Below are 13,802 nucleotides of genomic sequence, written 5' to 3'. Positions count from 1 at the left end.
TATCATCCGGATAGATTAGGCTGAATGTGTTACCTGTGTGGCCGGTCTGATCTGTAACCTATGTGACCGGTCGTACAGCCAGCGCCATCCACCTTATTTTCTAGCGTACCCTTCCCTTGCTCCAGTACGCCATAAAGTTAATAGCGTCATGGTTCACCCCACGCTCGCCGATCAGATGGCGTCGTAATAACTTCACCACGCTGGATTCCGCCGCCACCCAGCCGTAAAACTCCCGGCTGCAGCTGGTCGCTTTGTCCCACAGCAGTTCGCCCTCGGCTTCTTCATGTACGGCTTCATCGCTGCTGTTTGCCTGCGGGGTTCGGGCATGCTGCTTCACGGCTGGAATTAAGCATTCACCGTGTGTCGCGCCGTGCGGCTTACGCGGCAGCCAGTTGATTTCGGCAAACTCAAAGGCGCTTAACTCAGCGCGGTCGCCCTCTTCCGGCACTTCAAAAAACGCCTGCACCTGCGGTGGATTTGCCTGCGCCGCCAGCATTTCCAGAATACCGCGCGCCGCCGGTAAGGCCGTTTCGTCGGCGATAATCAGCGCTTTCTTCAGCCCCTCCGGCGGCGTCCACTCGTAGCCGCCGCTGTCCTCCGGGTATTCCACGTTTGGGGCAACGATCTGGATAGCTTCGCCCGGCTGCGAATGAATTGCCCAGGCCGAAGCGGGGCCTTCCGTGCCGTGGCTGACAAACTCTACCGTCACTTCATGACGCTGCCGATCCACATGGCGCAGCGTATAGGTGCGGATAACCGGCCTTTTCTCTTTTGGCAGCTCGAGGGATAGCTGATACCACTGCCCTTCGTTCGGCAGCGACGGCGGCGTGCCGTCTTCGGACGGAAACAGCATTTTGATGCGCTGGTCCGGCGAATCACATTTCATCTTCGCCACGTCCTCGCCGCTGAACACAAGGCTCAGCAGCGACGGCGACACGGCCCTCTTACGCGCCAGTTTTACGTTGAACAGGCGATAGCCCTGAACTCCTGCCATAACTCTTCCTTACGCTTAAATTGCAGGCGATGTGCGGCTGCGCCAGATGACGCCCGACACCACGGTAAATAATAGGGCGGTAAGAAACGCCACCATAATCAGCGCCGCGTCGCCGTGGGCTTTCGCCACCAGCGGCACCAGCAGCGCGCATAAGCCGTAGCCCAGCGTGTGGCTGGTGGCGATCCACCCCGCCCCGGCGCCGTCGGCAAGTTTGTCATTAAGAAGAAGCTGGTATGCCGGGGGTGCCATAGCCGCCCCGAAGGAGAGCACCGCGCAGCCGACATAAAACAGCCAGAGCTGGCCGGATATCATCATTGCCAGCCCTGCGACCATCAACGCCCCGGCGGTCAGCAGTAAGGGAATGGGAGTTAATAACTGGGGACGAAGCACGGCGAACTGCGCGATCAGCGACGCCACTGCCGCCAGGCTGAGCAGCCAGGCAACCTGATGGCTGATAGCCGTGGTATTACCGGCAAACTGGCGCGCCAGCGCCGGGGAAAGCCCCAGCTGCATCAGGCTCACCGAGGCCGCGAGCAGCAGGGCACAAAGCATGTAGGGGAGGCAGTCCAGCCGCAGGCGGGCGCTTTTGCGCGTGGTCGCAGGCTGAGGGGGCGTACCCGGCAGGCGCAGCATCATCAGCAGCGCCAGCAAAGGAGCCACCATCAGCAGCAGCAGCGGCGCAAGCGGATGGATAACCAGCATCCCGGCCGCGCACAGCGGCCCGAACAGCCTGCCGCAGCTAAGGCCTGAGCTGATGGTCGCCAGCGCTGCCATGCGTTTCCCCTCGCCCGCCCGCTGAAGCGCCCAGACCTGGCAGGCGGGAACCATTGCCGAAACCGTCAGGCCATAGATGACCCTGGCGATAACCAAAATCGCCAGTCCGACGTATCCGTCCACCGCGTTAAGCGCCAGCAGCGCGCAGCCAAGGCCGAGCAGAATAAAACTCAGGCCGTATCCGGCCAGCGAATACAAAACCACGGGCTTGCAGCCCTGGCGGGCGATCTGCTTTCCCCACCACGGCGAGGACGGCAGAAACAGCATCGACCCCAGCGTTAACAAACCCGCCCACACCGACAGGCTTAAATGCGTCTGCATCACCAGCACCGGAATGGCCACCAGCAGGCCATTCTGACCGACGCCAAGCAGCCCGGCGCTGAACGCCAGGGGCCAGCAGGAAAGGGATTTTTGCGGCGCTGCGGCTATGTCAAGGGATGTCACAATGTTGCTAACCCGTAGAGTTTATGTATGTATTTGTAAAACTTATTTATCAGATTCTAACAATTGATATTGATAATGAGAAACGTTATCGGCAGAATTCGCATTATCATAACGCGTGGAAACTGTTTGATAATGAACTTGTCGACCAAAACGCAGGCCCCGGACGTGGCTGCGCAGTGCTTCCTGAACTCTCTTATCCGTGAAACCACAGACTGGCGGCTCAGCGACGGTCAGCCTGCCGAACTCATTATTCCGCTTGGGGAGCAGCAGGCGCTGCATTGTAAAGTGGCCTACTTCTCGCCAACCCAGCATCACCGCTTTGCCTTCCCGGCGCGCCTGGTGAACGGCAGCGGCAGCCGGGCGGTAGATTTTGCCACCCTCGCCCAGCTGATCGTCGATAAGCTGCAGCATCAGCAAATGCTCCCGGCCTCCGGCTGCGAGGCTTTTTACCAGCGGGTAATGGAAAGCCATGTGCATACCCATCAGGCGATAGATGCCCGCCACGACTGGCCCGCGCTGCGTGAAAGACCGCTGAACTTCGGCGAAGCCGAGCAGGCGCTGCTGGTGGGCCACGCGTTCCACCCGGCACCGAAATCCCACGAGCCGTTCAGCCAGCGGGAAGCCGAACGCTATCTACCTGATTTTGCACCCCATTTCCCGCTGCGCTGGTTTGCTGTGGATAAGGCTCAGCTGGCGGGCGACAGCCTCCACCTCAGCCTGCAACAGCGTCTGACCCGCTTTGCCGCTGAGAACGCACCGCAGCTGCTAAGTGAACTGACCGACCAGCAGTGGCTATTCCCGCTGCACCCGTGGCAGGCAGATTATTTGCTTGAACAGGCGTGGTGCCAGCAGCTGGTTGAGCAGGGTCTGGTCAAAGATTTGGGCGAGGCAGGAACGCCGTGGCTGCCCACCACCTCTTCCCGCTCGCTCTACTGCGCCACCAGCCGCGACATGATTAAGTTTTCCCTGAGCGTGCGGCTGACCAACTCCGTCCGCACCCTCTCGGTGAAGGAAGTGAAGCGCGGGATGCGTCTTGCGCGCCTGGCGCAAACCGGGCGCTGGCAGGAGCTGCAGGCCCGTTTCCCGACCTTCCGCGTGATGCAGGAAGACGGCTGGGCCGGGCTGCGCGACCTGCAGGGCAACGTCATGGAAGAGAGCCTCTTCGCCCTGCGCGAGAACCTGATTGTCGACCAGCCGCAGAGCCAGACTAACGTGCTGGTTTCGCTGACGCAGTCCGCCCCTGACGGCGGGGATTCCCTGCTGGCTGCGGCGGTTAAGCGCCTTAGCAGGCGTCTGAACATTTCTGAGAAACAGGCCGCCCACGCGTGGGTGGATGCCTACTGCCAGCAGATCCTGAAGCCGCTGTTTACCGCCGAGGCGGACTACGGCCTGGTGCTGCTTGCCCATCAGCAAAATATTCTGGTGGAGATGCAGCAGGATCTGCCGGTTGGCCTGATCTACCGCGACTGCCAGGGCAGCGCCTTTATGCCCCACGCCGCAGGCTGGCTGGACGTAATTGGCGAAGCGCAGGCGGAGAACGTCTTCACCCGCGAGCAGCTCCTGCGCTACTTCCCTTACTACCTGCTGGTGAACTCCACGTTTGCGGTCACCGCCGCACTGGGTGCCGCCGGAATGGACACTGAAGCCAGCCTGATGGCGCGTGTCCGCGATGCGCTGGACGCGGTTCGCCGCGAAGTAACGCACAAAACCTGTCTCGACTACGTGCTGGAAAGCCCGCACTGGAACGTGAAGGGCAACTTCTTCTGCTACCTGCACGACCACAACGAAAACACCATCGTCGATCCGTCGGTGATCTACTTCGATTTCAGCAACCCGCTGCTGGCTCAGGAGGGCTAAATGTCTCAGGCAACTATCGTTCACGGCGGCCACGGCCTGCGCTGCGAAAAACTCGCTAAAACGCTGGCGCTGGGCTGGGGACAGGACAACAGCGCGGTGCTGCACTGGCCCGGCGCTCTTCCGGCAGGCTGGCTGCGCGACGCGCTGGACCAGATGTTTATCGCCGCGCCGCAGCTTAAGGCTGTCGTTCTGCCGTACGCCGAGTGGCGCGAAGAGCCGCAGGCGCTGGCCCTGTTTGACGGGCTGAAAAGCGACATCGTTCACCGCGAAGCATTCTGGCAGCTGCCGCTGTGGCTGAGCGCCCCGCGCAAAACGGCTTCCGGCGAGATGATCTTTGATGCCGAACGCGAGATTTATCACCCGCAGCGCCCCGCCCGCCCGGAGGGCGAAGTTTATCGCCGTTACGACCCGCGAGTTCGCCGCACGCTGAGCTTCCGCGTGGCCGACCCGGCGCTGGACTCAGAGCGCTTCACCCGCTGGATGAACGATCCGCGCGTTGAGTTCTTCTGGGAACAAAGCGGCCCGCTGGACGTGCAGACCGCCTATCTGGAGCGCCAGCTCACCGGCAAGCACGCCTTCCCGCTGATTGGCTGTTTTGACGATCGGCCGTTCAGTTATTTCGAAATTTACTGGGCGGCGGAAGACCGCATTGGCCGCCACTATCCGTGGCAGGCCTTCGACCGCGGCCTGCACCTGCTGGTTGGCGAGCAGGAGTGGCGCGGCGCGCACTTTGTGCAGAGCTGGCTGCGCGGCCTGAGCCACTATCTGCTGCTCGATCAGCCCGCCTCTCAGCGCCTGGTGCTGGAGCCGCGAGCCGACAACCAGCGCCTGTTCCGCCACCTGGAGCCTGCGGGTTACGCCACGATAAAAGAGTTCGATTTCCCCCATAAACGCTCCCGCCTGGTCATGGCCGAACGTCATAGCTTCTTCAGCGAGGTGGGCCTGTGATGAACCGCAAGGACTGGGATTTCGTTAACCGCCAGCTGGTCGCCAAAATGCTGGCGGAGCTGGAGTACGAGCAGGTTTTTCACGCGCAGGAACAGGGTGATAACAGTTACTGCATCGGCCTGCCCGGCGTCGAATGGCACTTTACAGCCGAACGCGGCATCTGGGGCTGGCTGTGGATCGATCCGCAGTCGCTGCGCTGCGGGGACGAGCCGGTGCTGGCGCAAACGCTGCTGATGCAGCTGAAGCCCGTGCTGTCGATGAGCGATGCGACCGTCGCCGAACATATGCAGGATCTCAACGCTACCCTGCGCGGCGACCTGCAGCTGCTGAACGCCCGCCGTGGGATGAGCGCCGACGATCTTATCGATCTGGACGCCGACAGGCTGCAATGCCTGCTGAGCGGCCACCCGAAATTCGCCTTTAACAAAGGCCGCCGCGGCTGGGGGCTGGAGGCGCTGGAGCGCTATGCGCCCGAATATGCCAACACCTTCCGCCTGCACTGGCTGGCGGTAAAGCGTGAGCATATGGTCTGGCGCTGCGACAGCGAGCTGGATGTACGGCAGCTGCTGGCCGCCGCGATGGACGAGGCTGAATCAGCCCGTTTTAACCAGGCGTGGAAAGAGAGTGGCCTGGACGAGAGCTGGCTGCCGCTTCCGGTTCATCCGTGGCAGTGGCAGCAAAAGATAGCCCTCGAGTTCGTGGCGGACCTGGCCGAAGGCAAGATGGTCTCTCTTGGCGAGTTCGGCGACCGGTGGCTTGCCCAGCAGTCGCTGCGCACGCTGACCAACGCCAGCCGTCAGGGCGGGCTGGATATCAAGCTGCCGCTGACCATCTACAACACCTCCTGCTATCGCGGGATCCCCGGCAAATACATTGCCGCCGGGCCGCTGGCCTCCCGCTGGCTGCAAACCGTCTTTGCAACCGACAGAACGCTTATCGATACGGGTGCGGCGATCCTTGGTGAGCCAGCTGCGGGCTACGTTTCCCACGAAGGCTACGCCGCGCTGGCGGAAGCCCCTTATCGCTACCAGGAAATGCTGGGAGTTATCTGGCGCGAAAATCCGTCCCGCTGGCTGAATGCCGACGAGACGCCGATCCTGATGGCGACGCTGATGGAGTGCGACGAGAACGGTCAGCCGCTGATTGGCGCGTATATCGCCCGCTCCGGCCTCAGCGCCGAAGCCTGGCTGACGAAGATGTTCGAAGTGGCCGTCGTGCCGCTTTATCACCTGCTCTGCCGCTACGGCGTTGCCCTTATCGCCCACGGGCAGAATATTACCCTCGCCATGAAGGACGGCGTGCCGCAGCGCGTCCTGCTGAAGGATTTTCAGGGCGATATGCGTCTGGTGAAGGATGAGTTCCCGGAGATGGACTCCCTGCCTCAGGAGGTGCGGGACGTCACCGCCCGCCTGAGCGCCGACTATTTAATTCATGATTTGCAGACCGGACACTTTGTCACGGTGCTGCGCTTTGTTTCGCCGCTGATGGCGCGCCTCGGCGTACCGGAACGACGTTTTTATCAGCTGCTGTCCGCAGTGTTGAGTGATTACATGCAGGCCCATCCGCAACTGTCGGCGCGCTTTGCGCTTTTCTCACTCTTTAAGCCACAGATCATCCGCGTCGTGCTGAACCCGGTAAAACTGACCTGGCCTGACCAGGACGGCGGCAGCCGTATGCTGCCGAACTACCTTGAGGATCTGCAAAACCCGCTGTGGCTGGTCACGAAGGACTAATCATGACAAACACTGTTGATTTTATCGGCGTAGGCGTTGGCCCGTTCAACCTGAGCATCGCGGCCCTTGCCCACGAAGCGGAAGGTTTTACGAGCCAGTTCTTCGACAGCCGCCCGAACTTTGCGTGGCATCCGGGCATGCTGGTGCCGGACTGCCACATGCAGACGATGTTTCTGAAGGATCTGGTGAGCGCCGTTGCCCCCACCAGCCCGTTCAGCTTTGTGAACTACCTGGTAAAGCGCAAAAAGTTCTACCGCTTCCTGACCACCGAGCTGCGCACCGTCTCGCGCGATGAGTTTTCGGACTATCTGCGCTGGGCCGCCGAGGGCATGAATAACCTGCGTTTTAACCAGACCGTTGAGCAGATTGATTTTGACGATCGCAACGGGCGGTTTGTACTGCGGACCGGCCAGGGCGAGAGCTACGCGCGCAATATTTGCCTTGGCATCGGCAAACAGACCCACCTGCCGCCCTGCGTGAAAACCGTTACCTCAACCTGCTTCCACGCCAGCGAGATGAGCCTGCGCAAGCCGGATTTAACCGGCAAACGCGTGACGGTTGTAGGCGGCGGCCAGAGCGGTGCCGACCTGTTCCTCAACGCCTTCAACGGCGCATGGGGCGAGGTGGCGCAGGTGAACTGGGTTTCGCGTCGCAACAACTTCAACGCGCTGGATGAAGCAGCCTTCGCTAACGAGTACTTCACGCCGGAGTACGTCACCAGCTTCGTTGGGCTGGGGGAAAGCGCCAGGCAGCAGATGCTCGACGAGCAGAAGATGACCTCAGACGGCATTACCGCCGACTCCCTGCTAAGCATTTATCGCGCGCTCTATCACCGTTTCGAAGTGCTCGGCCAGCCGCGCAACGCTCAGCTGCTGCCAAGCCGCTCGGTCACGGGCCTGCAGGGCCGCGGCCAGGGCTGGCAGCTTCAGCTGCAGCATCACCTTGACCACGGCTATGACGTTATCGACAGCGACGTGGTGATTTTTGCCACCGGCTACCGCCCGGCGCTGCCGCAGATGCTTTCGCCGCTGGTGTCTCGCCTGAGCATGCGGGATGAGTGCAGCTTCAACGTGCGTGAGGACTTCACGCTGGAGTGGGACGGCCCGCGTGAAAACAATATTTTTGCCGTTAACGCCAGCATGCAGACCCACGGCATCGCGGAACCGCAGCTGAGCCTGATGGCCTGGCGCTCCGCCCGCATTCTGAATCGCGCTCTGGGGCGTGATTTATTCGATCTCAGCATGCCGCCGCCGCTTATCCAGTGGCGCAGCAGCAGCAGGGAAATACCGCAGCACACGGCTGCTTCGTTCACTCACTACACAGAGTCTTTGGGCTGATTATTGTTAGCCCGCACGAAGGAAGAATAATGATCTGCAAAAAGCATACTCTCTGGGCGCTGAATCCGCTGCTTCTGGCCATGATGGCCCCGGCGGTCGCACAGCAAACTAACGAAGAAAATATCGTGGTCTCCGCCAACCGCAGCAACCGCACCGTTGCGGAGATGGCCCAGACGACTTGGGTGATTGAAAACGCCGAGCTGGAGGAGCAGGTCCAGGGCGGCAAAGAGCTGAAGGACGCGCTGGCCCAGCTGATCCCCGGCCTTGACGTCAGCAGCCAGAGCCGCACCAACTACGGCATGAACCTGCGCGGTCGCCCGATGGTGATCCTGATCGACGGCGTGCGCCTGAACTCTTCACGTACCGACAGCCGCCAGCTGGACTCCATCGACCCGTTCAATATCGAACACGTTGAGGTTATCTCCGGCGCCACCTCGCTGTACGGCGGCGGCAGCACCGGCGGCCTGATCAATATCGTCACCAAGAAAGGCCAGCCGGAAACCCAGATGGAGTTCGAATCCGGGCTTAAATCCGGCTTCAACAGCAGCAAGGATCACGACGAGCGCATCGCCGCCGCCGTCTCCGGCGGTAACGATCACGCCTCTGGCCGCGTCTCCGTGGCCTACCAGAAGTTTGGCGGCTGGTTTGACGGCAACGGCGACCAGACGCTGCTGGATAATACGCAGACCGGTCTTCAGTATTCCGACCGCCTGGATTTAATGGGCACCGGCACCATCAATATTGATGAGACCCAGCAGCTGCAGGTTGTCACCCAGTATTACAAGAGTAAAGGCGACGATGATTACGGCCTGAATCTTGGCGAAGATTTTTCGGCAATCAAAGGCACCAGCGACGCTTACGTCAGCAAGGGGCTGGACTCTGACCGTATTCCGGGCACCGAACGCCACCTGATAAGCCTGCAGTACTCCAACAGCGATTTCCTGGGCCAGGAGCTGGTCGGCCAGGTGTACTATCGCGACGAGTCGCAGCTGTTCTATCCCTTCCCGACGGTGAACGGTAATAAAGACGTGACCGCCCTTTCCTCCTCCCAGCAGGATACGGACCAGTACGGCGCGAAGCTGACGCTGAACAGCACGCCGCTCGATGGTTTACAGCTGACCTACGGGCTGGACGCCGACCACGAGCGCTTTACCTCTAACCAGATGTTTTTCGATCTGGATAAAGCCGCAGCCTCCGGCGGCCTGAACAATAAGAGCATTTATACCACCGGGCGCTATCCGGGCTACGACATCACTAACCTGGCGGCCTTCCTGCAGTCGAGCTATGACATCAACGACCTGTTCACCCTGAGCGGCGGCGTGCGCTACCAGTACACCGAGAACAAAATTGACGACTTCATCGGCTACGCGCAGCAGCAGTCCATCGCCGCCGGTAAGGCCACGTCCGCCGACGCCATCCCGGGCGGCTCCACCGACTACGACAACTTCCTGTTCAACGCCGGCCTGCTGATGCACCTCACCGAGCGCCAGCAGACGTGGTTTAACTTCTCCCAGGGTGTCGAGCTGCCGGATCCGGGTAAATACTACGGTCGCGGTGCATACGGCCCGGCCGTTAACGGCCACCTGCCGCTCACCAACAGCGTGAACGTCAGCGACAGCAAGCTGCAGGGCGTGAAGGTTGACTCTTACGAGCTGGGCTGGCGCTACACCGGCGATAACCTGCGCACGCAGATTGCCACCTACTACTCCCTCTCAGATAAGAGTGTCGTCGCGAACAAAGACCTGACGATCAGCGTGCTGGACGACAAGCGCCGGATTTACGGCGTTGAAGGCGCGGTGGATTACTTTATCCCGGACACCGACTGGAGCACCGGCGGCAACTTTAACGTGCTGAAAACGGAGTCAAAAGTTAACGGCAAGTGGGAAAAGTACGACGTGAAGGTCGCCAGCCCGTCGAAGGCAACGGCGTACGTTGGCTGGGCGCCGGACCCGTGGAGCCTGCGCGTACAAAGCACGACGTCCTTTAAAATCAGCGACGATGCGGGCAATGAAATCGACGGCTACACCACCATTGATTTCCTCGGCAACTACGAGCTGCCGGTGGGCAAACTAAGCTTCAGCATCGAAAACCTGCTGGACCGGGATTACACCACCGTCTGGGGCCAGCGGGCGCCGATGTACTACAGCCCTGGCTACGGCCCTGCTTCACTGTATGACTACAAAGGCCGGGGCCGCACCTACGGCGTGAACTACTCCGTTCTGTTCTAAGCTTCCTCCTCAGGCCCGCTGATTGCGCGGGCCTGCATTTTTACCACTGCACACAACTTCCCCCTCGACCGGCCCCGCCCACTGCTATAAAACATAGGGCAACGTCTATTTGTATTATGTATTTATCGCAGGGTATTCATATGCTAGTTGGATTCATTGGTAACGGTGCCGTGGTGGAAACGGCGTATCTCCCGGCAATCTCTCGCCTGTCGCTTGCCGGGCTGACCTTATACGGTTTCGATCCCGATCCGGCTCGCCGGAAAAGTGAAATTACCCCCTGCGACTCGCTGCATGATTTGCTGGCGCTGCCGCTGGATGTGGTGCTGATCGCCACGCCTTCCCTTGCTCATCTTCCCGTGCTGGAAGCGGTGCTGAAAAGCGCCGTGCCGCAGATCGTGGTTGAGAAGCCCGTTGCCCCCACCCTTGAGCAGCTCGCCGTGCTGGACAGCCTGCTGGCCGATCCGGCGGTAGCGTCGCGCGTGTTAGCGCTGGATCACTGGATGGTGCGCACCGACGCCACGCGGTTTATTAAAGATGTCAGCGAAATTGAACGCATTGAAGGCTTTCTACAGGAGCCGAGCGGCTTTAACGACGCGGGCGAACCCGTAGCCCTGAACTTTGCCACGGGCGAAGCGGATACGCGCACGTTACGCCATCCGGACGGGGTCATTGTCGATATCGGCACGCACGTGCTGGCAATGATCCGCGAGACCGTGCATCAGCTTGGCGGCACTGACGAACTTAGCCTTGAGCTGGTTCACGCCCGCGACCGTCTAGGTAGGCCGATCAAAGAGGGTGATGTCACCACCGCAGAAGGCGACGCGGCCCTGCGCGGCACGCTTAGCGGCATCCCTATTACGCTGACACTAAATAAATACGCGGGCCCGGCAGGCGGACAAAAAGGGATGAAAATCTATCTGCATGACGGACGGGTTATAAACGTGGATCGCCGTGGCGCGGATGAGGTGGTAGAGGTGCTGAACGCCAACAGCAGCCGTCAGCATATTATCGATGGTCCGCTTTACGATCGGTGTTTAAAAGAAGTGGTATTGGGGAAAGAAAGGATGTTCGTCAGCGATCCGCAGGGAATTCCGGCGATGACACGGCGAAGAATACAGGAAGTGAAGGCGTTATTAGCGTTGCAGCAGGAGCTACGAGGGAAGCACTGAGAGGGACTTGTCGGATGACGCTGCGCTTTTCCGGCCTACAAGAGTTAACCGTAGGGGGAACAGGCGGCAGCGTCATCCACCGGCGTTTTAAGCTTTGTTCAGCACCAGCTGGCCGTTCCCATCAAGCGGGATCTGCGTACCGGGGTCTTTATCCATGCGGATTTTGCCCTGCTGATCGCCAATCTTATAGGTTACGTCATAGCCAAGCATTTTCTCTGACTTGTCGTAGACGGTTTTACAGCGCTGCTGGGTCGTGGTGTAGGTGTCACGATCCTGCATAGCGCCCTGCACCTGGTGACCGGCGTAGCCGCCGCCCAGCGCACCCGCTACGGTTGCCACGTCTTTACCACGTCCGCCGCCAAACTGATGGCCGATAACGCCACCCGCTACGGCACCCAGCGCGGAGCCAAGAATACGGTTTTCATCCTGTACCGGACGACGATGCGTCACTGCCACGTCGCGGCACTCTTTACGCGGCGTTTTCACCGTCTCTTTAATAGGGGTCGATGAGACCACCTGCGCATACTGAGGACCACGGTCAAAAACGTTCATACTTGCAACCGCAGCAATACCAAGTGCTGCGGCCACGCCAATACCTATACCCGCCAACATTGATTTATTCACAGGACATCCTCCTGACAGTGTGATTACCCCCATTTTCCGCCGTAAGCGGCCGGAGACCAATCAGAAAACGGATGAAAAAGGCAGATTGATACACAAAACGCATGGGTTTGAGAGGATTCTTAAGCATAAAAAAACCCGGCGCGTGGCCGGGTTTCGGGATGACGGAGAATTTAGTGCAGCTTCAGGCGCGGGCGGATCACGCGGTTGATACTGCCAACTAGCATCATCAGGCCCGTTTTGAAGTAGCCGTGCAGCGCCACCTGGTGCATACGGTACAGGGAGATGTACACGAAGCGGGCCATGCGCCCTTCCACCATCATTGAGCCGCGCATCAGGTTCCCCATCAGGCTGCCCACGGTGGAAAACTTAGACAGGGAGACCAGCGAGCCGTGATCCTTGTAAACATAGGATTTCAGCGGCTTGTCTTTCATCTGCGCAAGAATGTTGGTCAGCGCAAGCGAAGCCATCTGGTGCGCGGCCTGAGCGCGCGGCGGCACGAAACCGCCTTCAGGACGGGCGCAGGATGCGCAGTCGCCAATCGCGTAGATATCCGGATCGCGCGTGGTCTGTAGCGTAGGCTCGGTGACCAGCTGATTGATACGGTTGGTTTCAAGCCCGCCGATATCTTTCATAAAGTCCGGCGCCTTGATGCCCGCCGCCCAGACCATCAGATCCGCTGCGATGTACTCGCCGTCTTTGGTGTTCAGGCCGCCCGCATCTGCGGAGGTAACCATGGTCTGCGTCAGGACGCGCACGCCCAGCTTGGTCAGCTCGCTGTGGGCCGCGGCGGAGATACGCGGCGGCAGCGCGGGCAGGATACGCTCGCCCGCCTCCACCAGCGTCACGTTCAGCGCGTCGTTGGTCAGCCCTTTGTAGCCATAGCTGTGCAGCTGCTTAACCGCGTTATGCAGCTCCGCAGACAGCTCCACGCCTGTTGCCCCGCCGCCCACAATGGCAATATTTACTTTGCCGCTGGCGCCAAGGTTAGAAGAGTATTTGAGGAACAGATTCAGCATTTCCGAATGGAAGCGACGCGCCTGGTGCGGGTTGTCGAGGAAGATGCAGTTCTCTTTCACGCCGGGGGTGTTGAAGTCGTTGGAGGTACTGCCCAGCGCCATAACCAGCGTGTCGTAAGGAATTTTACGTTCCGGAACCAGCAGCTCGCCCTTTTCGTCGCGCAGCTCGGCGAGCGTCAGGGTTTTCGCTTCACGGTTGATATCCATGACGGAGCCCAGCTGGAACTGGAAGTGGTGATTACGCGCGTGGGCCAGGTAGCTGAGCGCATCCACGCCTTCGTCCAGGGAGCCGGTTGCCACTTCGTGCAGCAATGGTTTCCACAGATGGCTGTGGTTTCTGTCCACCAGCGTAATCTTCGCTTTTTTGCCACGCCCCAGTTTTTTCCCTAACTGTGTAGCCAGCTCAAGCCCACCGGCACCACCACCGACAATGACAATTTTTCTTAATGGCGTAGTCAAAGTGACCCCCTAAAATATTAACCAATTGTTAATTAAAAGTTATTTAAATAACGTTTAATTAACAACAGTTTGCATTCATCCGCGAAGGATAATGCCCAGAGAATAGCATGAAGGGTGCATTGGTCATACCAAAATTGATGTACATCAATTTTAATGCCGAAAAGATACACAAAAAAAGGGCCAGCCTGAGCTGACCCTGTTGCGTAACGCACGGTGGGA

At 59.7% G+C, this 13,802-nt stretch carries 10 protein-coding genes; 6 read left to right on the top strand and 4 right to left on the bottom strand.

Annotated elements, in window-relative coordinates; genetic code table 11:
- Positions 1-100 precede the first annotated feature (100 nt).
- Positions 101-994: a siderophore-interacting protein gene (locus AAE045_RS10485; RefSeq protein ID WP_455547661.1), complete on the bottom strand. Its 894-nt coding sequence runs from the start codon at positions 992-994 to the stop codon at positions 101-103.
- A 15-nt stretch (positions 995-1,009) separates the two neighbouring features.
- Positions 1,010-2,212 (bottom strand): MFS transporter, encoded by a 1,203-nt coding sequence (locus AAE045_RS10480; RefSeq protein ID WP_455547660.1) that lies wholly within the window; start codon positions 2,210-2,212, stop codon positions 1,010-1,012.
- A 132-nt stretch (positions 2,213-2,344) separates the two neighbouring features.
- On the opposite strand from AAE045_RS10480, the gene iucA reads away from it, so the two are divergent.
- The 6 genes from iucA (at position 2,345) to AAE045_RS10450 (ending at position 11,484) form a co-directional block, all read left to right on the top strand.
- Positions 2,345-4,069, top strand: a complete 1,725-nt coding sequence (iucA, locus tag AAE045_RS10475; RefSeq protein WP_455547659.1) for an aerobactin synthase IucA — start codon at positions 2,345-2,347, stop codon at positions 4,067-4,069.
- Complete coding sequence (gene iucB, locus AAE045_RS10470; RefSeq protein ID WP_455547658.1) at positions 4,070-5,017, top strand: N(6)-hydroxylysine O-acetyltransferase; 948 nt, start codon at positions 4,070-4,072, stop codon at positions 5,015-5,017.
- Entirely contained in the window at positions 5,017-6,750 is a 1,734-nt protein-coding gene (gene iucC / locus AAE045_RS10465; RefSeq protein ID WP_455547657.1) for an aerobactin synthase IucC, read from the top strand. The genes iucB and iucC overlap by 1 nt, the downstream gene beginning before the upstream one ends.
- 2 nt (positions 6,751-6,752) lie before the next feature.
- Positions 6,753-8,087 carry an NADPH-dependent L-lysine N(6)-monooxygenase gene (gene iucD / locus AAE045_RS10460; RefSeq protein ID WP_455547656.1) on the top strand — a complete coding sequence of 445 codons (1,335 nt, stop codon included), beginning with the start codon at positions 6,753-6,755 and terminating at the stop codon, positions 8,085-8,087.
- 29 nt (positions 8,088-8,116) lie between these two features.
- Positions 8,117-10,315 carry a ferric aerobactin receptor IutA gene (iutA, locus tag AAE045_RS10455; RefSeq protein WP_455547655.1) on the top strand — a complete coding sequence of 733 codons (2,199 nt, stop codon included), beginning with the start codon at positions 8,117-8,119 and terminating at the stop codon, positions 10,313-10,315.
- 140 nt (positions 10,316-10,455) lie between these two features.
- On the top strand, positions 10,456-11,484 hold the full coding sequence (locus AAE045_RS10450) for a Gfo/Idh/MocA family oxidoreductase (RefSeq protein ID WP_455547654.1): 1,029 nt from the start codon (positions 10,456-10,458) through the stop codon (positions 11,482-11,484).
- An 87-nt stretch (positions 11,485-11,571) separates the two neighbouring features.
- Here the strand turns inward: AAE045_RS10450 and AAE045_RS10445 are convergent, their stop codons facing one another.
- Positions 11,572-12,108: a glycine zipper 2TM domain-containing protein gene (locus AAE045_RS10445; RefSeq protein ID WP_455427779.1), complete on the bottom strand. Its 537-nt coding sequence runs from the start codon at positions 12,106-12,108 to the stop codon at positions 11,572-11,574.
- A gap of 170 nt (positions 12,109-12,278) precedes the next feature.
- On the bottom strand, positions 12,279-13,583 hold the full coding sequence (locus AAE045_RS10440; RefSeq protein WP_455547653.1) for an NAD(P)/FAD-dependent oxidoreductase: 1,305 nt from the start codon (positions 13,581-13,583) through the stop codon (positions 12,279-12,281).
- Positions 13,584-13,802: the final 219 nt, after the last annotated feature.

The sequence above is a fragment of the Dryocola clanedunensis genome, from assembly GCF_038405435.1.
Taxonomy (GTDB): Bacteria; Pseudomonadota; Gammaproteobacteria; order Enterobacterales; family Enterobacteriaceae; genus Dryocola; species Dryocola clanedunensis_A.
The sequence above is the reverse complement of the archived record's forward strand: the minus strand, read 5'-3'. Positions and strand labels throughout refer to the sequence as shown.